23 protein-coding genes and 1 other annotated feature are annotated in these 21,133 nt (G+C 36.3%); of the genes, 20 read left to right on the forward strand and 3 right to left on the reverse strand.

Features of this window, described 5'->3' with window-relative positions; translation table 11 throughout:
- Positions 1-4 precede the first annotated feature (4 nt).
- The 9 genes from cybH to hypE are packed head-to-tail and all read left to right on the forward strand — an operon-like array spanning position 5 to position 7,314.
- Positions 5-799, forward strand: a complete 795-nt coding sequence (gene cybH, locus FEZ13_RS03650; RefSeq protein WP_146548569.1) for a Ni/Fe-hydrogenase, b-type cytochrome subunit — start codon at positions 5-7, stop codon at positions 797-799.
- The gene (locus FEZ13_RS03655) at positions 780-1,268 is read left to right on the forward strand and encodes a HyaD/HybD family hydrogenase maturation endopeptidase (protein ID WP_146548570.1); all 489 of its coding nucleotides are present in this window, start codon (positions 780-782) and stop codon (positions 1,266-1,268) included. Before cybH ends, FEZ13_RS03655 begins: the two co-directional genes overlap by 20 nt.
- Positions 1,265-1,690, forward strand: a complete 426-nt coding sequence (locus FEZ13_RS03660; protein ID WP_146551505.1) for a hypothetical protein — start codon at positions 1,265-1,267, stop codon at positions 1,688-1,690. Before FEZ13_RS03655 ends, FEZ13_RS03660 begins: the two co-directional genes overlap by 4 nt.
- 13 nt (positions 1,691-1,703) lie before the next feature.
- The gene (locus FEZ13_RS03665) at positions 1,704-2,054 is read left to right on the forward strand and encodes a hydrogenase maturation nickel metallochaperone HypA/HybF (RefSeq protein ID WP_146551506.1); all 351 of its coding nucleotides are present in this window, start codon (positions 1,704-1,706) and stop codon (positions 2,052-2,054) included.
- Positions 2,054-2,719 carry a hydrogenase nickel incorporation protein HypB gene (gene hypB, locus FEZ13_RS03670; RefSeq protein WP_370467609.1) on the forward strand — a complete coding sequence of 222 codons (666 nt, stop codon included), beginning with the start codon at positions 2,054-2,056 and terminating at the stop codon, positions 2,717-2,719. Before FEZ13_RS03665 ends, hypB begins: the two co-directional genes overlap by 1 nt.
- Positions 2,704-5,001: a carbamoyltransferase HypF gene (gene hypF, locus FEZ13_RS03675; RefSeq protein ID WP_146551508.1), complete on the forward strand. Its 2,298-nt coding sequence runs from the start codon at positions 2,704-2,706 to the stop codon at positions 4,999-5,001. Before hypB ends, hypF begins: the two co-directional genes overlap by 16 nt.
- Positions 4,992-5,228, forward strand: a complete 237-nt coding sequence (locus tag FEZ13_RS03680) for a HypC/HybG/HupF family hydrogenase formation chaperone (protein ID WP_146548575.1) — start codon at positions 4,992-4,994, stop codon at positions 5,226-5,228. The genes hypF and FEZ13_RS03680 overlap by 10 nt, the downstream gene beginning before the upstream one ends.
- Positions 5,200-6,312: a hydrogenase formation protein HypD gene (hypD, locus tag FEZ13_RS03685; RefSeq protein ID WP_146551509.1), complete on the forward strand. Its 1,113-nt coding sequence runs from the start codon at positions 5,200-5,202 to the stop codon at positions 6,310-6,312. Before FEZ13_RS03680 ends, hypD begins: the two co-directional genes overlap by 29 nt.
- Positions 6,313-7,314: a hydrogenase expression/formation protein HypE gene (hypE, locus tag FEZ13_RS03690; protein WP_146548577.1), complete on the forward strand. Its 1,002-nt coding sequence runs from the start codon at positions 6,313-6,315 to the stop codon at positions 7,312-7,314.
- A gap of 256 nt (positions 7,315-7,570) precedes the next feature.
- Here hypE and FEZ13_RS03695 read toward each other — a convergent pair whose 3' ends face one another.
- On the reverse strand, positions 7,571-8,341 hold the full coding sequence (locus FEZ13_RS03695) for a sporulation protein (RefSeq protein WP_146551510.1): 771 nt from the start codon (positions 8,339-8,341) through the stop codon (positions 7,571-7,573).
- Positions 8,342-8,728: 387 nt separating this feature from the next.
- On the opposite strand from FEZ13_RS03695, the gene FEZ13_RS03700 reads away from it, so the two are divergent.
- Positions 8,729-9,307 carry a YitT family protein gene (locus FEZ13_RS03700; protein ID WP_146551511.1) on the forward strand — a complete coding sequence of 193 codons (579 nt, stop codon included), beginning with the start codon at positions 8,729-8,731 and terminating at the stop codon, positions 9,305-9,307.
- Between the two features lie 6 nt (positions 9,308-9,313).
- Here the strand turns inward: FEZ13_RS03700 and FEZ13_RS03705 are convergent, their stop codons facing one another.
- A complete protein-coding gene (locus FEZ13_RS03705) occupies positions 9,314-9,751 on the reverse strand; it encodes a Fur family transcriptional regulator (protein ID WP_146551512.1) in 438 nt (145 codons plus the stop codon).
- 202 nt (positions 9,752-9,953) lie between these two features.
- Positions 9,954-10,168: a binding site (T-box leader), on the forward strand.
- Positions 10,169-10,212: 44 nt separating this feature from the next.
- Here FEZ13_RS03705 and FEZ13_RS03710 point away from each other — a divergent pair.
- From FEZ13_RS03710 to FEZ13_RS03725, 4 genes are all read left to right on the forward strand, one after another.
- Complete coding sequence (locus FEZ13_RS03710) at positions 10,213-10,392, forward strand: hypothetical protein (RefSeq protein ID WP_146551513.1); 180 nt, start codon at positions 10,213-10,215, stop codon at positions 10,390-10,392.
- Complete coding sequence (locus FEZ13_RS03715) at positions 10,370-10,663, forward strand: DALR anticodon-binding domain-containing protein (RefSeq protein WP_146551514.1); 294 nt, start codon at positions 10,370-10,372, stop codon at positions 10,661-10,663. The genes FEZ13_RS03710 and FEZ13_RS03715 overlap by 23 nt, the downstream gene beginning before the upstream one ends.
- A 120-nt stretch (positions 10,664-10,783) precedes the next feature.
- A complete protein-coding gene (locus FEZ13_RS03720; RefSeq protein WP_146551515.1) occupies positions 10,784-12,913 on the forward strand; it encodes a type IA DNA topoisomerase in 2,130 nt (709 codons plus the stop codon).
- 833 nt (positions 12,914-13,746) lie between these two features.
- Entirely contained in the window at positions 13,747-13,926 is a 180-nt protein-coding gene (locus FEZ13_RS03725; protein WP_146548584.1) for a hypothetical protein, read from the forward strand.
- A gap of 216 nt (positions 13,927-14,142) precedes the next feature.
- Here the strand turns inward: FEZ13_RS03725 and FEZ13_RS03730 are convergent, their stop codons facing one another.
- Positions 14,143-14,766, reverse strand: coding sequence for a TetR/AcrR family transcriptional regulator (locus tag FEZ13_RS03730; protein ID WP_146551516.1), 624 nt, complete (start codon positions 14,764-14,766; stop codon positions 14,143-14,145).
- 571 nt (positions 14,767-15,337) lie between these two features.
- Here FEZ13_RS03730 and FEZ13_RS03735 point away from each other — a divergent pair.
- The 6 genes from FEZ13_RS03735 to FEZ13_RS03760 all read left to right on the forward strand — a co-directional run bounded on the left by FEZ13_RS03735 (position 15,338) and on the right by FEZ13_RS03760 (position 21,118).
- On the forward strand, positions 15,338-15,772 hold the full coding sequence (locus tag FEZ13_RS03735; protein WP_186725753.1) for an OsmC family protein: 435 nt from the start codon (positions 15,338-15,340) through the stop codon (positions 15,770-15,772).
- 403 nt (positions 15,773-16,175) lie between these two features.
- Positions 16,176-16,901 carry an ABC transporter ATP-binding protein gene (locus FEZ13_RS03740; RefSeq protein ID WP_146551518.1) on the forward strand — a complete coding sequence of 242 codons (726 nt, stop codon included), beginning with the start codon at positions 16,176-16,178 and terminating at the stop codon, positions 16,899-16,901.
- Positions 16,898-17,914 (forward strand): ABC transporter permease, encoded by a 1,017-nt coding sequence (locus FEZ13_RS03745; protein ID WP_146551519.1) that lies wholly within the window; start codon positions 16,898-16,900, stop codon positions 17,912-17,914. Before FEZ13_RS03740 ends, FEZ13_RS03745 begins: the two co-directional genes overlap by 4 nt.
- 314 nt (positions 17,915-18,228) lie before the next feature.
- Positions 18,229-19,320 carry a glutamate 5-kinase gene (gene proB / locus FEZ13_RS03750; RefSeq protein WP_146551520.1) on the forward strand — a complete coding sequence of 364 codons (1,092 nt, stop codon included), beginning with the start codon at positions 18,229-18,231 and terminating at the stop codon, positions 19,318-19,320.
- A 12-nt stretch (positions 19,321-19,332) separates the two neighbouring features.
- On the forward strand, positions 19,333-20,580 hold the full coding sequence (locus FEZ13_RS03755; RefSeq protein ID WP_146551521.1) for a glutamate-5-semialdehyde dehydrogenase: 1,248 nt from the start codon (positions 19,333-19,335) through the stop codon (positions 20,578-20,580).
- Between the two features lie 91 nt (positions 20,581-20,671).
- Positions 20,672-21,118 (forward strand): SRPBCC family protein, encoded by a 447-nt coding sequence (locus tag FEZ13_RS03760; RefSeq protein WP_146551522.1) that lies wholly within the window; start codon positions 20,672-20,674, stop codon positions 21,116-21,118.
- Positions 21,119-21,133: the final 15 nt, after the last annotated feature.

Below are 21,133 nucleotides of genomic sequence, written 5' to 3' on the forward strand. Positions count from 1 at the left end.
ACATATGGCAAATCCATATCATTTAGACGAAAGTAGCGAGTCGGCCTTTAAAAACGAATACCCTCCAAAAATAGAAAAAGTAAATAATGAAACTGTAAAAATTTATGTGTGGGAATTACCAGTAAGAATATTTCACTGGGTGAATGCCGCAGCTATTTTTGCTCTTATGATTACAGGAATTTATATTGGAAATCCATTTTTTGATTCAATGATACAAGGAGAAGCATCAGGTTTTATCATGGGATGGGTTAGATATATCCATTTCTTTTCTGCTTTCATCTTTACAGCGAATTTACTGGTTCGATTATATTGGACATTTGCTGGCAATAAGTATGCATCGTCTAATCTATTTCGCAAAATTTTCTGGAAGGATACATGGGAAAGCGTCAAGTTTTACTTGTTTTTAAAAAATAAAAAGCCACATTTTGTTGGACATAATCCATTAGCACAATTAAGTTATTGGGTTGTTATCGGTGTCGGTTCTATCATTATGATTCTTACGGGATATTACCTATATACAGAGCCACAACCAGAATCTTTCTTAGGCAAACTATTTCAATGGGTACCAGTGATATTTGGTGATAGTTTTGACATTCGATCATGGCATCATCTAGTCGCATGGGCATTTATGGCCTTTGTTGTTGCGCATATCTATTTATCCATCCGTGAAGATTATTTATCAAAGAATGGTACAATGAGTTCCATTTTTACAGGATATAAAACAGAATCAAAAGATTCCATTGAAGACATAAAGGATGAAAGCATGCCAGGAGAAAAAAATGACAAATACTATATGTAAGAAAATTACAATATTAGGTATAGGAAATACGTTGTACACAGATGAAGGGTTAGGCGTATATGCTTTATCTCCATTGGAAGAGTTGTATGGTAGTGATGATCAGGTAGAATTGGTATATGGTGCGACAGATGGCATGAGTCTTCTAGGTGTGGTGGAAGATACGGATTATTTAATGGTCCTTGATGCGATCAATGCTGGTAAAGAGGGAGGGCATATTATTCAATTACAAGGCGAGGAGATTCCCACCTATTATGGGGTTAAAATGTCTATCCATCAATTGGGATTTCAAGAAGTTCTCCTCGCTGCGAAATTGAGGGAACGTTATCCAAAGCATGTTATGATGATTGGCATGCAGCCCACTTCCTTAGAACTTGGTGTTGGTCTTACGACAACCAATCAGTCTCAATTACCAGCTCTTGTGCAATTAGTCGAGAAACAAATCAACAAATGGAAGAATGAAATCATATGAATCGATTAGAATTTCTGAAAGAAATAAAGAAAAGTCTTGTTGAAACGGTTCAATATGCTTGTGCCCCAATTATGGAAGATAAGATTGAAAAATGGAATCACTCACTTGATGTATTGTCGCAATTGCAATGGTGGCATGTGGCAAATCGGGTGAGTGAAACCAATAAAATCGAAGAAAAGTATATTGATCGCCAAACAATCATACTCGTTCATGACAATAAAAAATTATATGCTTATGACGGGTTTTGCCCTTCTTGTAAAAAATTATTAACGATAGTTCAAATCGATTCAACATGTAAATGTATGTACTGCGAAAAGGAATATTCTCTTGCAAGCCATGAAAAAAACGGCTTGCAAGAATTTCCTCTAAAAAAAGCTGAAGATGGTTATTATGTTGGTTTAAGAAAAAGAAAGTCTGTTTGAAATAGGTGATGAAATGCATGAAATGGCCCTTATGGGAGATATACTGGACATTATTATGAAAGATGCAGAAAGTAAAGGGATTAAACAATTTAGTAGAATTGATTTGATCGTCGGTGAGTTGAGCAATGCTATGCCAGATGCATTGACAATGGCATTTGAAATATATAAAGAACAGAATGCACAACTGTTTACAAAAGATGCTAGTCTTCATATTCAATTTGAAGAAGCTATGTCAGAATGCATTTTTTGTAAGACAGTTTACAAACCGGATTTCAAAATTTCTATTTGCCCATCGTGTCATATGCCATCTGGCAAATTAATCTCAGGTGAAACATTTCAAGTTTTATCCTATGAAGGGGAGTAATGAATTTGGAAGTAAAATTAAACACGAATGTATTAACCAATAATAATGTAGCTGCGGATTATAATAGAGACTTATTTCATAAGACGAAAACACTTGTTATCAATGTAATGAGTTCACCAGGTGCAGGAAAAACGACTTTATTAGAAGAAACCATCAAAAAACTATCCAAGCAATATCGCATTGGTGTTATTGAAGGAGATTTGGCTACTGAAAAAGATGCGGATCGTATTCGGCAACTAGGAGCAAAAGCAGTACAAATCAATACCCACGGCGGCTGTCATCTTGATGCACGAATGGTTGTTGCCACACTGCCTGAGTTCGATCTTGAAGAAATAGATATACTCTTTATCGAAAATGTTGGGAATTTGGTATGTCCATCTGGATATGATCTTGGTCAAAATCATAAAGTAGCTGTTTTAAGCGTGCCAGAAGGAAATGATAAGATTCCAAAATACCCACAAATGTTTATGCGTACGGAATTGGTTCTTTTAAATAAGGTAGATCTACTGCCATATTTAGATTTCGATGTGGAAACAGCAAAAGAAGACTTAAAAGGTATTAACCCTGAATCCACACTACTACCATTGTCAGCAAAAACACAGGAAGGTATGAATAGCTGGTATTCTTGGATTGACGAGGCCTATCAAGCATGCTTGAAACAGTAAAAGTTTCGATTGTTGGAAGAGTTCAAGGAGTAGGATTCCGTCCTTTTGTTTTTCAACTTGCACAACAATACGGCTTAAAAGGTACAGTGCAAAATAATATGGATGGTGTAGAAGCATTTATCGAAGGAAAAGCATCTGATGTTCAACTTTTTTTACAAAGTGTAAGAGAGAAAGCACCAAGATTAGCCAGAATTGATCAAATGACGATACAAAGAGAAGCGTTTATCGGATATAAGGAATTTTCGATTATTAAAAGTAGACGGGAAGGTACATCTCAGCTTGTTATTCCTGTGGATGCTGGTATATGCGATGAATGTTTGGCGGAAATAAATGATCCTTATAATCGTCGTTACCATTATCCTTTTACTACATGTACGCAATGTGGTCCCCGTTATACGATTATTGATGAACTCCCTTATGACCGTCCCTATACATCCATGTCTGATTTTGAACTATGCCCAAATTGTGAGCAGGAATATCATAATCCGTTAGACCGGAGACATCATGCACAGCCAATCGCTTGCCCAGAATGTGGTCCACACGTCACATTAATAAGCCATGATGGCAACATTGTAGCGGAACGTGACGAAGCATTAGAGATGGCCGGAAAATTGCTTATTGAAGGTAAAATCATGGCGGTGAAAGGTATTGGCGGCTTTCATTTATGTTGCGATGCTCTTAATGATCAAGCAGTTTCTTTATTAAGAAAGCGAAAAAATCGTCCTCATCGTCCATTGGCTGTTATGAGTTTTTCAATTGAAGATGTAAAGCGTTTTGCAAAAGTTTCATCTAAAGAAGAGGAATTGTTGAGAAGTGCAGAAGCCCCCATCGTTGTTTTACAAAAACGAAAGGAATATCATTTAGCCGAAAAAGTGGCGCCCGATATGAAGACAATCGGGGTTATGCTTCCTTATTCTCCTTTACATTATCTTTTGTTAAAAGAAGCAGGCAACAAGACACTTGTCATGACAAGCGCCAATGTTTCCGGTTTGCCAATTGTGTATAAAAACGAAGACTGTCATCCGTATATAGGAGAAATAGCTGATTTTTATTTGCTGCATGATCGTGAAATATTACATCCTGTTGATGACTCTGTTGTTCAAATCGTTCAAGGTAAAACAGATTTTTTCAGAAAATCTCGTGGCTATGTACCAGATGCCTTATATAGCAAGATGAATGTGGATGGCATTGTAGCATTTGGTGGACAACAAAAAACAACGTTTGCTTTAGGGAGAAATCATCAAATTTTTATAGGTCCGCATATTGGTGATTTGGATAACCTTTCTACGATTCATCACTATAGAAAAGAATTGCAACATTTGTTGAAATGGATTCAACCACATCAACGAATAGGCGTTGTTGATTATCATCCAAACTATCAAACGCGTGAATTAGCAAAAGAGTTTTCGTTTGATGAAGTAATGGAAGTCCAACATCATCATGCACATATGGCGGCTTGTATGGCAGATAATGACATGGAAGAACAGACATTTGCAATCATTTTGGATGGAACAGGTTATGGTTTGGACGGGAACTTATGGGGATTTGAAATATTTTATGGGGATTGCAGGCAGTTTCAGCGCTTGGCCCATTTAAAATATACAGCTTTACCAGGTGGTGAGGTCTGTATTCGTGAACCATGGCGCAATGCTTGTGGTATGCTTTTAACATTATTAGGTGATGAAGGATTTAAACTATGCGAGCAGCTTTTTCCTTCGCATAAAGAAGCAATACCTGTTTTTCGTGCAATGATTGAAAAGGGATTGAACACAGTTTATGCAGGAACTTGCGGCAGATTGTTCGACGCTGTAAGCAGCATGATCGGTATTTGTGAAAAATCTACTTATGACGGTGAAGCAGCCATTCGTCTGTCAGAACTAGCTCAGTTTGATCAACAAATAGAATCTTATCACTATGAAATTCAAGAGAATCAACAAAAATTAGTATTTGATTTTAGTAGAATGCTACTTGAAATAGTGCAAGATGTTCGTAACGGGAAAACAGTAGAAAAAATGAGTACAGCCTTCCATGAAACGATTGTACAGGCTTTAGTTGAAGGGATGAACCGTTTGCGGGACAATTTCCCACAATATAGTAAAAAGATCGTTTTATCAGGTGGTAGCTGCCATAATCGTTATTTAAAAGAACGATTGACGGCATGCTTAACAGCAGCAGGATTTGAAGTTTATAGTCATAAGCATATTCCATGCAATGATGGTGGCTTATCATATGGACAATTAATGGTTGCAGCAGCAAAAAGGGAGGAAAAACCATGTGTGTAGGAGTACCAGCAAAAATAATTGAAAAACATGAATATAGTGCTGTAGTAGATGTAATGGGATCACAAACAAATGTAGGGATTATTTTTGTACCAGAAGTTGAACTTGGTGATTATGTGATCGTCCATGCAGGACAGGCTATTTCAATTATCAACGAACAATATGCAAAAGAAAGTGTTGTTGAATGGAGGAAGATGGTTGATGCGCGAAATTCTGAACCAATCTTCTAATCCGGAAATTATTAAACCCATGCTAGAACTGGTCATAGAGAAAGCAGAAATGTTCAAACAACGTTTTCATAGAAAACCTGTTTTTATGGAAGTATGCGGTTCACACACACATGCATTAGCAAAATCAGGTATTAAACAAGCATTGAAAGAATATGTACGCCTTATCTCTGGGCCTGGCTGTCCTGTTTGCGTAACAGATCAGCGCTCCATTGATTCGATGATTGAATTATCACAAGGAGAAAATCGGATTATTTGTACGTTTGGGGATATGATGCGTGTACCAGGTTCGAAATATTCCTTGATGGAAGAAAGAACAAAAGGAAAAGATGTGCGCGTATTATATGCACCAACTGATGCCATTAAAATTGCGGAAGACAATCCTGAACAGGAAATTATTTTCCTGGGCATCGGATTTGAAACCACTATCCCTATTTTGGCTTTATTGATGCAAGAAGCAGAAAAAAAACAGTTAACAAACTTCTCCATTTGGATGACCACAAAGCTCGTTCGTCCAGTATTAGAATATTTACTACAATCAGGAGAAGTAGCTTTAGATGGTTTTCTTTTGCCAGGACATGTATCCATCGTTTTAGGGGAAGAAAACTATAGCTTTTTAGTGGATGATTATCATATCTCTGGAGTGATTGCCGGCTTTGAACCAGCTGAACTGCTAAGTAGTGTTCAAAAGCTTGTACAGTTAGCCTATGATGGTGAAGCAAAGATTATAAACGATTATCCATCTGTTGTGACAAAAAAGGGAAATAGTGCCGCTCGCAATCTAATGGCTCGATATTTTGAAGAATGCGATGAGGCATGGCGTGGTATAGGTACGATCGCTAAAAGCGGTTTGGATATTAAACCGGCGTATCGTCAATTCAATGCAAAACTCAAGTTTAATATTAAACAACAAGAACCAAGAAAGACAAAATGCCGTTGTGGTGAGATTATTGTTGGGAAAATCGATCCAGAGGAATGTCCTTTATTTGGTAAAGCGTGTACACCTCGCAAACCGATTGGTCCTTGCATGGTATCAGATGAAGGTAGCTGTTCAGCGGCCTATCTATTTATGAGGGGGCTTGGCTAAATGTCACAAACGATTAATTTGGCACATGGCGATGGTGGTGAATTGACCCATCAGTTAATACAAGATGTTTTTGTGAAAGCCTTTGGGAACAACGAAGAATCTAAATTTGATGCGGCCATTATTCCAGTGCAACAAGGTAAAATAGCTGTCACAACGGATTCTTTTGTTGTAAAACCACTATTCTTCCCAGGCGGTTCGATTGGAAAACTTGCCATATCAGGAACAGTCAATGATTTAGCCGTAAGTGGAGCAAAACCTTTGTATTTAACTTGTGGTTTTGTCATTGAAGAAGGTTTTGCATTAAAAGATTTAAAAACGATTGTACAAGATATGGCAGACGAAGCGAAAAAGGCAGGCGTGTTACTCGTTGCAGGCGATACAAAGGTAGTAGAACGCGGTGGTTGCGATGGTTTGTTTATCAATACAACAGGGATCGGCGTATTGACGAAAGAAACAGAAACAGTTCCTTCTTTTGAAGTTGGTGATGATGTGATTATCTCAGGAACATTAGGAGATCATGGAATTGCGATACTGACATCTAGAGGAGATTTAGGCATAAAAAGTGCTGTGGAAAGTGACTGTGCGGCATTAAATACAATGCTTGAAAAGGCTACTGCTGTTTCGAAACAAGTACGTATTATGCGTGATCCAACGAGGGGTGGTCTAACAACGACACTTGTTGAAATCGCAGAGGATTTTGGTGTAACGATTACATTAGAAGAAAATGCGATCCCGATTAAAGATGGAGTACGTGGTGCTTGTGATCTTCTAGGCTACGATCCGCTCTATTTGGCGAATGAAGGAAAAGCAATTATTGTCGTGGCACATGATGATGGAGATAAAGTACTAGAAGCCATTCGTCAGTTGCCAGAAGGACAAGATGCTGAATGTATCGGAAAAGTAACAGATACATCAAAAGGTCAATTGTTAATCGAAACGCCTCTTGGGGTAAAAAGAGCATTGCATCGTTTATCGGGTGTCATGCTACCTCGTATTTGCTAGGCTTTTAGGATGAAGCGACAAAATCCATTTTGTTCAGCTAAAAAGCATACAAGATGGATTTTATCCTATATTAACAGGCAATAAGATTCTTACCTCAAGACATCAGTAAATTTTTATGCTGATTATTTCGAATCTGTATATGAAAAAATGAGGGTTAACCTAATAATATTATGGTTAACCCTCATTTTATTTTTAAAAGAATCGTATTATTTAATAACAGGTATCGGTTAGGAAAAAGCAGAAGAAAAGTTATAAATTACGAGAATTTCGAAATTAATTGATGTAGTGTTCCATGAAGATTTGGAATATCTGACTGATTTACTGAAAATTTAACATGAGATTCATCGAATTCAAATGCTTCAGCTAACACCCCACCTAAGCTGCGCGCTTTACGATCTACTTGCAACATTCCTTCCACATAGTCGGGAGTTTGAGAGGTGAAAATAATTTCGATTTCATCTAGTCTTCCACGGAAACTACCGCTTGTTGGGATGAACTCAAATTCCTGTACAAAAGGATAGTGAGATTGTAAGTGATAAGGGGCTTGCTCACATTCAACTTCGCGGAGTCTGAAGCCGAGATTTGAAATCTCTTCTAGTATGTCTGCCACCAAAGCAGAAGGTTGTACCTCAATATAATCTTCATCTTTTGGATCAATAGCATTTGGAATATCTACATTTGTTTTAATCCAAACTTGTGATCTTCCGATTGTCACAGGTGTATCAATCGGTAATGTAAATGAAAATGGAATGTTTTTTTCTTCATTTGCTTGAATCGTTAAAGGTTTTGTGACTTGAACTTTTTCAATAACAGCTTTTTTCATAAATTCTGTGTCATTAATTTCACCCTTATACGTTGTGTAAAGGGTCAAATAGATAGCATCAATTTGTTGTTCTACGTTCCCTCCATGTATTTGTACCTCACCTTGGATAGTGTCTCCACCCGTATAAACTGAACTCTCCAATTTTGTTTCAACGGTTGCAGATCCAATCCCTATACTCGCTAAAGCTTTATGTAATATTGACATCATATATCCTCCCTTAATTGATTTCTATAATTATACGAATTATTTATAGAAAGAGTTTCAAAGTTGTCTATATTTTTTTAGAATAATATTTCTACCAGATGTGTTGAGTCCTCCAATTTAACCGGATGAAGAAAATGCGTATATATTTTCGAGGACTCGAGCAAGCCACAGCGAAGATTTATATAGATTGAAGTTTCGCAATGAGGCGTTTTTCTCACATATGGAGAGTCAACGGTTTGTCAAAATCTGATTGGTTCAACTGACACACAGAGGTGGATGAAAAAACTTTTACTGTGTAGTTATGGGTGGTCTTCTAAAGCAGTCAATCATTTTTAGCCAAAATCTATCATAGCATAAATACATGCTTGAGCTTTTGAGGAGGCTAATATGTTTTTCTTTAAGAAAGGCTTAGTGATCATCATCGGTAGTGTTTTTTTAGCCACTGGCATTAATGTATTTTTAGCACCTAACAAAATTCTTGATGGGGGATTCATCGGTGTATCTTTAATATTCAATTACCTTTTTAAGCTCAAAATAGGATTGACGATTTTAGTTTTAAGTGTACCGATATTTTGGATTGCTTGGTTCAAAAATAGAACATATTTTTACAACAGTTTGCATGGGCTAATGATTTCCTCTTTTTTAATCGATTTGTTTAAACCTTTACGTTTTCTTATAGATATGAATGCTATGTTTAGTTCATTTATTGGCGGAGTTTTGGTCGGTTTAGGGACAGGCTTGATGCTGCGATTTGAGATAAGCACAAGTGGAACGGATCTACTTGCACTTTTTTTAAGCAAAAAAATAGGGATTAATGTAGGCATTATCATTTTTGCTATTGATTCTGTCGTGATAACGATGGGGGGATTATTGATATCTGGTCATACATTTATGCTGTCAATTATTACGATAACAGCTGTTGGGATTACTACTAGCCTTATTACAGGAAACCGGCTACACACGTAAAATAAGCTAGTAGTGATCGGGACGGCTACATTCCTCGCAAACACCAAAAAGTATCAACTCATGCGCATAGACTTGGTGCTTGGTAATCTGGCTTGCAATGCTTTCAATATCAATCAAATTTGGATAATGAAAATCCGTAGCTTGGTGGCATCTAATACAAATTACATGATAATGTGATTGTAAATTACCATCATATCTTGTTAAGGTAGGCATAATAGAGATTTTACGAATCAATTGTTTTTCTAGCAATAATTCAAGCTCTCTGTTTACGATATCGATCGTTAATGACGGAAATTTTGTGCGCAATGCATCAAAAACATCCTTAGCCATAGGATGGTTCGTATTATTTTGTAAGTACTTTACAATAGCGACTCGTTGATCGGTAATTTCTAAATGTGACGCTTCTAAAATCTGTTCTACTTGATCTATTTTTGAAATGTACAATCATATTCCTCCTCATATATAAATCATCATTTGGTTTTACTGTATCAACTTTCTATTAAGATCTTTTTACAGTGTTATTAATATATTCTATAACATCTGTAATTATTTCATAAAAGTTACAAATTGTACGTGAATATTTTTTCTTTTTTGAAAGAGTTGAAAGAATGAATAATTTATGGTAAATTATTAAAAATTCGATAATGACAATTCGGTGAAAAAGAGAGTAACTTTCATGTACGATTTCAGCAAGCGAGGGTAGATGTGAGCCTAGTATGGTCATGAAAATGAACCGCACTTTGGAGAAGAAACTTGAATGATAGTAGAGGATTTCCGGGGAGTTCCCTCGTTAACAATGTTAAGTGGTTGATCTATTTCAACAACTAGAGTGGTACCACGGGTTTAACTCTCGTCTCTGAATATGAGGCGGGGGTTTTTATTTTTGTAAAAAAGGAGAAAATTTAATGGAAAACATTGTAATTGAACGATTACTAAAAGTATTGAAAGGTAAAGTGTCAGTTCAAGAAGTTGAAAACTTATTAGAAAAACCAAAATATGAATATCTTGGTGATATCGCTTTTCCATGCTTTATGCTGGCGAAGCAATTTCGAAAAGTAGCCAATGGAAAAAAATATATCATATAAACTAGAAATAAATGATTATGAATGGACGGTTTATACACAATTAGTAGAATTTCCTGCTGTTATCGAGCGAGCATATGAGTTAACTGATTCTTCAATTGTAGCAAAATATGTCTTGAAATTAGCTCGTGTATTTAACAAATATTATGGTCATACAAAAATTCTGGAGCCTGATGATTTTTTAAACGGTCGTTTAGCATTATGTGAATGTGTAGCGATTGTATTAAAAGAATCTATGCGATTGTTAGGTATTGAAGTACCAAAAAGTATGTAACATATCAATATTAAACTCCAATAGAACCTTCTATCATTCTAGTGGTTAGAGGGTTATTCTATTTTGTGATAAGATTTATGAAGAATGTCTGTTTTATATATAAAGGAGAGTGACCAAAAAATGGGACGTGTTGTAATACTTGCTGAAAAACCTTCGCAAGCAAAGGCATATGCGGACGCATTTAAAGTGGCGAAGAAAACAAAAAACTATATTGAATTGCAGCCATCCGCTACATTTCCTCAAGGGGCAACAATCACTTGGGGAATCGGTCACTTAGTGGAACTGAAACAACCTGCAGATTACAAACCGGAATGGAAAAGATGGTCACTCGCTCAGTTACCAATGATTCCTGAACAATACGAGTTTCGCGTATCAAAAGGAAAGTGGGATCAATTTCAAGAAGTAAAACGACTTTTTAGAGAAGCGGATATCCTCATTAATGCATGTGACGTTGATCGTGAAGGTTCTAATATCTTTTATTCCATTTTACGGCAAACAGGTGTACGTAATAAACCAATCCAACGATTGTGGATCAACTCTCTAGAAATTGATGAAATTCGAAAGGGATTCGCCCATTTAAGAGACAACCGCAAAGATTTACTCTTATATCGTGAAGCACAAACAAGGCAAATCAGTGATTGGCTAGTGGGTATGAATGCAAGTAGACTTTATACCATGCTTCTAAAAGCAAAAGGATTGCAGGAAACGATGTCAATTGGGCGTGTACAATCTCCAACCGTTTATATGATTTATAAACGTCAAATAGAAATCGAAAACTTTAAGCCATCCAATTTCTATGAGTTAACGGGGGATTTCTTATCTGAGAAGGGACCTTATAAAGGAAAGGCCGCTGTTAAAAAGGATAAACGAGAAGAAGCAGAAGCCATTTTAATGCAAGCGAATATCAAAGAAAATGAGTCCCTGCCTGGTACAATAAAAGAAATCAAGAAGGTTAAAAAATCTGTAAAACCGCCAAAGCTTCATTCATTATCTACTTTACAGGCAAAAGCCAATAAAATATGGAAATACAGCCCTGCAAAGGTATTAGAAATTGTCCAATCTCTCTATGAAAAGAAACTTGTATCCTATCCACGTTCAGACTGTCAATGGATCACAGAAGCAGAATTTGATTATTTGGTCAAGCAGGTTCCTAGTTATCAGAGGATCATTGGACAGGCATTTGAAGTGGTAAACAATCGTCCACAAAAACGGTATGTAGATTCTTCAAAGGTAGAAGAGCACTATGCCATCATCCCAACTAAAAGTATACCATCTGAACAGAAAATAGTGGGATTGCCACCAATGGAACGAAACATTTACATGGAAATCGTGCGCAACACAATCGCTATGTTTCATCGAGACTACCAATATGAAGAAACGACCATTCTAACAGATGTAAAAGGTATTGAGTTTAAAACGATTGGTAAAGTGGAGCTTGATAAAGGTTTTCAAGAGCTATGGCCTATGTCGATTAAAAAGAAAAAAGATGAAGAACCATTATTACCAGCTGTTACAAAACAAGAAATAGTAGAAGCTAAGATTCACATCCATGAAGGAACCACTCAGCCTCCAAAACCATATACGGAGGGACAACTTGTTCAGATGATGAAAACCTGTGGGAAATTGATAGAAGACGAGGGAGAAAGTGATATTTTAAAAGAAGTAGAAGGACTTGGGACAGAAGCAACGCGTGCAGGTATCATTGAAACCATTAAAAAACATGGCTACATAGAAGTAGCTAAAAACATTGTGACGATTACAGACAAAGGAAGAGTTCTTTGTGAAACCATCGAAGGTTCTCTATTATCAAGTCCTTCTATGACAGCAAAATGGGAAACTTATCTTCGTAAAATAGGGAATGGCAACGGCTCACAAGAAGCCTTTTTGGGGAGTATTTCCAAATTTCTTCATCATTTAATTGAAGTAACACCAGCAAAAGTAGCAGGTACAAATATACAAGCTGCATTAACAACAGCACAATCCAAAGAACCAGTTGTAGCATGTCCAATTTGCCATCAAGGAAAAATGGTTGATCGAAAATCGTTTTATGGCTGTTCAAATTATAAAGCAGGCTGTAAATTTACAGTTTCAAAAACGATTGCTGGTAAAAAATTGTCGCCTAATCAGGTAAAAGATCTTTGTCAAAACGGGATTACAAAAGAAATGAAAGGATTCAAATCCAAAAAAGGAACTAGTTTTTCCGCAAAACTGAAATTAGATCAAGGGAAAATTGTTTTTGAATTTCAATAGATGAATCTCTATGTTTCCAATGTTTTGTCCTCATTAAAATGGAAGAATGTATAGTGAAAGATTATGGTGGAAACTTTACTCGGCACGGCTTTCATTACCCTTCACTAGGGGTGATTGTGCCAATTTGAGCTTTTACAAGGCAGTTGGTCCAATCTCGTATCCTCTGGAGTTTATCCCGCTTTAACGGGCAGTAAGACACCCCTCTTAAGATTTAGAGAGACGAGAAAGATAGATGGGGGGCGGGATCAACTGCCCATAAAAGCCCGATTGGTTCAGGCCAACAAGATGTTGGTCACTCAGGTGTTGCCATAGGACGTGGCGCTTTTAACCTGAGTTCCTCTGTTTCAGTGAAGGATGAAGAAAACCCCCACTGATGGAAGCTTCACTTTATTTGTGTTTGTGGAGATTTTACTGCGCGTTCAAGCAAAATGAGTGGACATTTGGATAATTTTATGAGATAATATTATCTATGCTGATTAGCTAGTTTGGTGAAAATTGGCATTCTGCTATTTGTTTTTGATCATACTTATTCACACTGGCGTGGCTAAAGGGTCACAAGGACGCAAAAGAAGGTAGGGTTTGCGTTGCTTAGGTTAGAAGGCTTTCCAGTGGAATTTTACCGCGGCAAGAAAGTGTGGTACTTTCTCGTACTATTTCCCGAATAATCGGGTTGAAAATAATAGACTTTTATAAATTAGCTAATAAATTTAATCCAAGGGGTATGCTCTAGATAGGTAGAGTATGCCCCTTGTCCAATTTGTGGAGTAGTTACATAAAAACTTCTATGTATAGAATTGATGAATTTGGGAATTCTATAGTTGGAGGTGAGCTTGATGGCGAAGAAAAAGAAAAATAAGAGCCATACAGATCGTGAAGAATATGGTGCAGGCTACGATTTAAGTCCGGATGATCTAGAGGTCATTGGTCAAAATAATGCAGCAAAAGCAAACAATAATCATGAAAATAAAGGGAAACCTGCAAATAAGGAAAACCCGTCAAAACTCAATCAATAACCTGAACGATTAAGGCATCACAGGTGATACATGAATAAAATGTATTCTCTGTGATGCTTTTATTCTTGTATAGATCAAAAGTCCAACATAATAAGATCCTCTATAATTGTAAAAATACATATGCGTAAAACCAAAAATCAGTTCATCATCTATTTTTATGGATAAATTGGGATGATTAATATGTCTGGAGTCCTCTATCTAAATGGCTTTATATCCTTACTTCATATTTCCTGTTTGAGAACGAATCATTTTAATAATATTCATCTGAACAATGCCCATTTCTTCTGGCGTTTCTTTCGCGTCATTAGACAGCCATTCTTCAATCAATCCGAAAATAGCTGAAGCTGAAAATGAAAGAAAGTAGCTTTGAAATTTCTTTACTTCTTCATTTGCAAAATTTTGAACGCTCTCTTTTGGAATATGTGGCAGGAGCTTTTTCAAAATCGTTTCTTTATATATTGATTTTACCTTTATGGCAAAAGACGGGTCACCAGTGGGACCAAGCAATACTTTGAAGGCATGAACTTCTTTGCGAAAGTACGTGAACATTTGAATGATCGGCGGGTAAGGTTGCCCGTTTTCGATAAAACCTAACCCTTCCAATGGTTCAACATCTTTCAAACAATTTTTCATACCAGCAAGCAGTCTTTCTTGTATTTGTTCCATTAAGTCGAATTTATCCGAATAGTGTAGATAAAACGTTCCACGATTTAATCCTGTCTCATTCGTTAAGGCTCTGACTGTAACGCCTTGAATTCCATGAACAGCCATTATTTTGATAAAAGCATTTTCTAATTTTTGCTTTGTTTCTGAGTTCATTTGTTCATGAATTTTTCCCATTAAACCATGATCCTACCTTTCTCTCAACATTTTAAAAAGCCTATTAATATTTTATCAAAACGGAGTCATCTAGGTATTTTCAGACGCATATTTTTTTAACAGAGGGATCAATGATTAGATAGGTTCTGATGTCATGCTGGCATCGTATTGTAGAAAAAAGCTGATTAACTTCACTTAGTAGAGTTAATCAGCAAAAATAAATGAAGAAAGCCAATTGATGAAACTTATACAAGAACATCATACCACAGTGGGTATATATTGTCGCTTTGTTTGGCTGTTTTTTTGATGTGCATTAAAAACAAGATTAGTGCAATTCGTCATTAATGTCACATAATAGAGTGTTTATTAATTAAAATGATCGGAGTACAAAGCGCTATGAATTCAATCGACCGATTCAGGCTATTTTTTAATAGTAGCAAAATCTCTACATACTCCTATAGGTATGATAGTATTGACCAAGTTGAGTTATAGAAAAGTACTAAATAAGGGTCGCACCTTAAATGTTGGAAATCATCCTATGCACTGCTTGGATAATAAAATGTATAGAATTTTTAATGGAGGAATGTTAGATATGGATAATGTTAAAACTAAAGTGAAAGCTGTATGGAATGGAGGAATCATGGGAACGGGTTCTTTAAAAGGAGAGAATGTCGACACTCAAATTGCTATTTCCAAATCTTCAGGTGGAAATGGCAATGGTGCAGAACCGCAAGAGTTACTTGTTTGTTCCGCAACAACTTGTTATATAGAAACGCTTACTTACATGTTAGAAAGTAGAAAATTACCTGTAGTTGAATTAATGGTCAATTCTGAAGCAACTATATCAGAGGATGGATTTCATATCATACACTATCCTAAAATTATTTTAGACACTAATGCAACAGAAGAACTCATCCAATCTACTTATAGAGTGATAGAAGGAGCGGATAGAGGATGTAAAGTTGGAAATCTATTAAGAAAAGCAAGAATTATCATTAATATTGAAGGAAAAGTTACAATACAATAACCCTACATTCATTTATAACTGGTAGATACAATTGTTGATTGGGGCGTTAATCTTAAAAGATTGGCGCTTTTTTATATGGAATATTTTTTACTATTTTTAATTGATAATTTCATCCATAGATAAATGTAGATTTTGTAATTAAATTGGTAACGCAGTCAATTAGCGGAACAGGATTATTTGCTGAGGTAGTCTCCCACTTTGAGCATTAATCATGAAGTACGTTGAATGAGGTATTATTTAAGCCGTATTGATAAAGCCATATATTTATAGTCCTAATGATACCGTTGAAGCGTAACGCAAAACGTTCAACACTTTTTTCAACACTGTTTATTGAGTTCAATTTTTTGAACGATTACACTATATTATATAGTCAACACAGTGTTTAGTGAAGGGAGTGATGATAATGGCTGTTTCCGTTGAGATTTCTCATGTTCAAAAACAATTTCGTAAACATATTGTTTTACAGGATATTAGTTTAACAGTTGAAAAAGGAAAAATTTTTGGGATGATTGGTCCCTCTGGTTGTGGGAAAACGACTTTAATCAAAGTAATGGTTGGGATGTTAAAAGCAGATCAAGGTCAAGTAACAGTGTTAGGCGAGCTAGTTCCACAATTTGATTTAATCGAGAAAATAGGCTATATGGCACAATCTGATGCTCTTTATACAGATTTAACTGGCAATGAAAATCTACAATTTTTCGCTAAATTATATCACTTATCTAAAAAGCAAAGAGCTGAAAAAATTGCCTATGCTGCAGAAGTTGTCCAATTAAAAGATGACTTAAAACGAAAAGTGCAAGATTATTCTGGTGGTATGAAACGGCGTTTATCTCTTGCGATTGCGTTGATTCAAAATCCAGAAATCCTCATTTTAGATGAGCCTACCGTTGGGATTGACCCTGCATTGAAAAAAATGATATGGATGGAATTGGAGCGACTTCGGGATAAAGAACAAAAAACCATTTTTATCACCACTCATGTCATGGATGAAGCAGAAAAATGTGATGAACTTGCGTTAATGCGTGAGGGGAAAATTCTTACACAAGGCACACCAAAGAAATTGAAGACAGCCTTTGATGCAGACAATTTTGATGATGTATTTTTGAAGGCAGGAGGGTATCAAGCATGAGATTTTTCGCATTAGTGACACGCATTATGCAGCAAATGTTTCGTGATAAAAGAACGATGGCATTATTGTTTTTAGCACCATTACTTGTTTTAACATTGATGTATTTCATTTTTCATTCAGATGAAGTGGATACTACTTTAGGGGTTGTCGGACTCGATGAAAAAGTTGTCACGCTGATTGAACATGGTGATATTAACGTTAAGAAATATGATCATTTATCTCAACAACAGGCGCTTGATGATAAATTAGATGGTTGGCTAAAAGTGGAAAATGGCAAAGTTTTGTTAACACTGCAAAACGATCAGCCAAGTCGCGCAAAAGCACTTCAATTGAAGTTAAAACAAACATTATCTGGTCAACAACAGCAGGCTATACCTATTTCGATCGATTACGTTTATGGAGACAAGGATACCGTTTTATTTGATGTCATTAGCCCTATTCTAGTAAGCTTTTTTGTCTTTTTCTTTGTCTTTTTAATTGCTGGTATTGCATTGCTCAAAGAGCGTACAACGGGCACTTTAGAAAGATTACTATCGACTCCAATTAGAAGATATGAGGTTGTATTAGGGTATTTAACAGGTTATGGTATTTTTGCTATCATCCAAACACTAATTGTTGTTTTCTATGCAGTGAATGTGTTGGATGTTGTGTTGGTTGGCTCTATTTGGAATGTACTTCTCATTAATTTATGTTTGGCATTGGTTGCACTATCACTTGGCATTTTACTATCTAGTTTTGCATCATCAGAGTTCCAAATGGTACAGTTTATTCCATTGGTCATTATTCCTCAAGTATTCTTTACAGGACTATTCCCGATGGATGGGATGGCAGATTGGCTAGTAAATGTAGGTAGAATTATGCCTCTTTACTATGCATCAGATGCCATAACTGGTGTCATGTATAAAGGCTATAGCTTTAAGGACATAGGTTTCGATTTGTCAGTCTTAGTAGGGTTTGCGCTCGTATTTATCATTTTAAATATTTTCTCATTGAAAAAGTATAGAACACTTTAAGAAATTCGTTTAAATTTATTGACTTTCAACATAATTTGTTGCATCCTTATAGATAATATAAGCGAAGTGAAGATTAGTACGTATGTCACTTCTGTGAAAGAGAGCAATGTTCATCGGCTGAAAGGCATTGTAACAGAACCATGCAGAACCTACTTCATAGCTCCTAGCAAAACTAGGCGCAGTCTCTAGCGTTATGAGAAATGAGTGGAGTATCGAATACGATGATATTCAACTAAGGTGGTACCACGAAGAGTTACCCTTTTCGTCCTTATTTTTAGGATGAAAAGGGTTTTTTTGTTAGGAGGATTTGTGTGATGGAAAAGAAACGAATTGTCGTGAAAATTGGAAGTAGCTCTCTGACGAATGAAAAAGGGGAGATAGATCAGCTCAAATTTCATGATCATATACAAGCTATTGCGAAATTGAAGCAAACGGGTCATGAAGTAATACTTGTTTCTTCAGGTGCTGTTGCATGTGGATTTCGAAAGCTTGGTTATTCTTCGAGACCTGTTACACTAAAAGGAAAGCAAGCTGCTGCCGCTGTAGGACAAAGCTTGCTTGTTCAATCCTATACTGAACAGTTAAGTACGTATGACATTGTAACGGCACAAATTTTATTGACAAGAACGGATTTTTCGAAAAAAGATCGCTACAAAAATGCATATGCAACACTTTCCGAACTGCTTGATCGTTCAGTCTTACCAATTATTAACGAAAATGACACGGTTTCTATTAAAGAACTGACCTTTGGGGATAATGATATGTTATCAGCATTAGTAAGCGGTTTAGTACATGCAGATCAGTTGATTATATTAACGGATATTAATGGCCTTTATAATGCTAACCCTAAAAAAAATCCAGATGCTGTCCGTATTAATCGATTAACTGAAATTACGGAGGAACAATTAGAATTTGCGACAGCTGAAGGTTCAAAAGTAGGTACCGGCGGCATGCAGTCAAAAATACATGCTGCAAAGATAGCTTATGATCTAGGGGTGAAAAAGGTATTCATAGGAAGAGGAAAGGGAGAAAATAAGCTCTTAGAAATTTTAAATGGCAAGGGGGATGGTACCTATATTGAAAACGATCAATTACCTGTCTTAAACAGTCAAAAACAATGGATTTCCATATTTTCACCAGTGGCTGGAAAAATTACGATAGACCATGGTGCAGAAATTGCATTAATCGAACATGGAAAAAGTCTATTACCAGCAGGTGTAATTGGGTTAAATGGCGAATTTTCTATAGGAGATGTGGTAGAAGTCTATGGCACTGATGGACTTCTAGGAAGAGGGGAAATTTTTTATTCCTCAGAATTATTGAAGAAAGCGATGGGCAAAAAAACAAGTGAAATCGATGCACCATTTATAGAAGTGATTCATAGGGATCGCTGGGTTCGAATATGAGGAGGTTTCGTTATGTCAGAAGTTTTAGAAAAAGGTAAACTAGCGAAGCAAGCTAGCTTCCGATTAAACCAACAATCTACAAAAGAAAAAAATGAAGCATTAGAGCTAATTGCACAACAGTTAATAATAGATCAACAACGGATTATCCAAGAAAATGAAAAAGATATTGTGGCAGGAAAAGAAAAAGGTCTTTCACCATCTGTGTTAGATCGCATTCTATTGACAGAAGATCGGATACAGGGGATTGTAGATGGTATTCGATTAGTCATTAGTCTACCAGATCCAGTTGGCGAGTGCCTGGAAAAAATCGATAAGGAAAATGGTTTGCATATTGAAAAAAGACGTGTTCCTCTTGGTGTGATCGGAATGATCTATGAGGCGCGTCCTAATGTTACTGTTGATGCAGCAACATTAGCATTGAAAACTGGGAATGCAGTAATTTTACGTGGTAGTTCTTCAGCCATTCATTCTAATCGTGCATTGGTGAAGTCTATCCATGAAGCACTAAATCAATCTAAACTACCTATAGATTCTGTTCTATTAATTGAAAATACAAGTCATGAGGCAGCGGAAGAACTATTCCATTTAAAGAAATATATTGATGTACTCATTCCTCGAGGTGGAAAAAATTTGATCGGTACAGTTGTTTCAAAGGCAACGGTTCCAGTACTTGAAACAGGCGCGGGCAATTGTCATATTTTTATCGATGAAACAGCAAAAGCTCAAATGGCGAAGGACATCGTCATGAATGCCAAAACACAAAGACCTTCTGTTTGCAATGCAGCGGAAAGTCTACTAATCCATGAAAAATGGTTTGCATCTCATGGGAAAGAGTTTATCGATCATTTGCTAAATGCAGGGGTGACCATTTATGGAGATCCAACCATTCAGAAGGCAAATGAAGCTGTCAAGCAAGCAACAGAAACGGATTGGGGAACAGAATATTTAGCCTTATCATTAAGTGCAAAAATTGTGAAAAATGTAGAAGAGGCAATCGATCATATCAATCAATATGGGACGAAACATTCAGAAGCCATCATTACGGAAAACTTTGAAAATGCAGCAAAATTTCAAACTGGGGTAGATGCAGCGGCCGTGTATCATAATGCATCCACTCGTTTCACAGATGGTTTTGAATTTGGTTATGGTGCCGAAATTGGAATCAGCACCCAAAAATTGCACGCAAGAGGCCCTATGGGATTACCTGCATTAACATCTACTAAATACTATATTTCGGGAAATGGCCAAATTCGCGAATAAGTTAGAAAAATAGGATTCAAAGGTCGATTTACAGATTAATATTATAGTATAATAACCACGAAATGATTTTATAGAGAAAGCAGTGATCATAATGGCAACAGCATCACATACAGTAGAAGTTTCAGTACCACAAAAAGAAGTTTGGGATTTTGTCAGTCATATGGAAAAGTGGGCAACATTAGTACCAGGATATCGCGAACATCAAATTTTGAATGACAAACAATCTACATGGACATTTGCAGGGAATGTTGGGGTTTTGAAAAAAGAAGTCAAAGTACAAATTGATATTACAGAATGGGAAGAACCACATAAAATCAGTTTCACTTTAACCGGTTTATCAGATAAATTTTCTGGTCAAGGGTACTTTGAAGATGTTGAATTAGGTGCGAACAAAACACAAATGACTGGTCACTTAGAAATGAAAGCAGGTGGACTTGCTGCTCCTGTCCTAAATCCAATTTTTGTTGCTGTTCTTCCAAAGGCAACAAGCATATTGACCAATCGCGTTGCTAATAAAATTCAATTGGTTCATGCGTAGATCTAGATGCTAAAG

It is taken from the genome of Rummeliibacillus sp. SL167 (genome assembly GCF_007896505.1).
GTDB classification, from domain to species: Bacteria; Bacillota; Bacilli; order Bacillales_A; family Planococcaceae; genus Rummeliibacillus; species Rummeliibacillus suwonensis.

What these genes read in the sequence shown, in the direction of transcription:
- cybH (WP_146548569.1), top strand. Translation starts at nt 5, where the DNA reads ATGGCAAATCCATATCATTTAGACGAAAGTAGCGAGTCGGCCTTTAAA.
- FEZ13_RS03655 (WP_146548570.1), top strand. Translation starts at nt 780, where the DNA reads ATGACAAATACTATATGTAAGAAAATTACAATATTAGGTATAGGAAAT.
- FEZ13_RS03660 (WP_146551505.1), top strand. Translation starts at nt 1,265, where the DNA reads ATGAATCGATTAGAATTTCTGAAAGAAATAAAGAAAAGTCTTGTTGAA.
- FEZ13_RS03665 (WP_146551506.1), top strand. Translation starts at nt 1,704, where the DNA reads ATGCATGAAATGGCCCTTATGGGAGATATACTGGACATTATTATGAAA.
- hypB (WP_370467609.1), top strand. Translation starts at nt 2,054, where the DNA reads ATGAATTTGGAAGTAAAATTAAACACGAATGTATTAACCAATAATAAT.
- hypF (WP_146551508.1), top strand. Translation starts at nt 2,704, where the DNA reads ATGCTTGAAACAGTAAAAGTTTCGATTGTTGGAAGAGTTCAAGGAGTA.
- FEZ13_RS03680 (WP_146548575.1), top strand. Translation starts at nt 4,992, where the DNA reads ATGTGTGTAGGAGTACCAGCAAAAATAATTGAAAAACATGAATATAGT.
- hypD (WP_146551509.1), top strand. Translation starts at nt 5,200, where the DNA reads ATGCGCGAAATTCTGAACCAATCTTCTAATCCGGAAATTATTAAACCC.
- hypE (WP_146548577.1), top strand. Translation starts at nt 6,313, where the DNA reads ATGTCACAAACGATTAATTTGGCACATGGCGATGGTGGTGAATTGACC.
- FEZ13_RS03695 (WP_146551510.1), bottom strand. Translation starts at nt 8,341, where the DNA reads ATGTCAATATTACATAAAGCTTTAGCGAGTATAGGGATTGGATCTGCA.
- FEZ13_RS03700 (WP_146551511.1), top strand. Translation starts at nt 8,729, where the DNA reads ATGTTTTTCTTTAAGAAAGGCTTAGTGATCATCATCGGTAGTGTTTTT.
- FEZ13_RS03710 (WP_146551513.1), top strand. Translation starts at nt 10,213, where the DNA reads ATGGAAAACATTGTAATTGAACGATTACTAAAAGTATTGAAAGGTAAA.
- FEZ13_RS03715 (WP_146551514.1), top strand. Translation starts at nt 10,370, where the DNA reads ATGGAAAAAAATATATCATATAAACTAGAAATAAATGATTATGAATGG.
- FEZ13_RS03720 (WP_146551515.1), top strand. Translation starts at nt 10,784, where the DNA reads ATGGGACGTGTTGTAATACTTGCTGAAAAACCTTCGCAAGCAAAGGCA.
- FEZ13_RS03725 (WP_146548584.1), top strand. Translation starts at nt 13,747, where the DNA reads ATGGCGAAGAAAAAGAAAAATAAGAGCCATACAGATCGTGAAGAATAT.
- FEZ13_RS03730 (WP_146551516.1), bottom strand. Translation starts at nt 14,766, where the DNA reads ATGGGAAAAATTCATGAACAAATGAACTCAGAAACAAAGCAAAAATTA.
- FEZ13_RS03735 (WP_186725753.1), top strand. Translation starts at nt 15,338, where the DNA reads ATGGATAATGTTAAAACTAAAGTGAAAGCTGTATGGAATGGAGGAATC.
- FEZ13_RS03740 (WP_146551518.1), top strand. Translation starts at nt 16,176, where the DNA reads ATGGCTGTTTCCGTTGAGATTTCTCATGTTCAAAAACAATTTCGTAAA.
- FEZ13_RS03745 (WP_146551519.1), top strand. Translation starts at nt 16,898, where the DNA reads ATGAGATTTTTCGCATTAGTGACACGCATTATGCAGCAAATGTTTCGT.
- proB (WP_146551520.1), top strand. Translation starts at nt 18,229, where the DNA reads ATGGAAAAGAAACGAATTGTCGTGAAAATTGGAAGTAGCTCTCTGACG.
- FEZ13_RS03755 (WP_146551521.1), top strand. Translation starts at nt 19,333, where the DNA reads ATGTCAGAAGTTTTAGAAAAAGGTAAACTAGCGAAGCAAGCTAGCTTC.
- FEZ13_RS03760 (WP_146551522.1), top strand. Translation starts at nt 20,672, where the DNA reads ATGGCAACAGCATCACATACAGTAGAAGTTTCAGTACCACAAAAAGAA.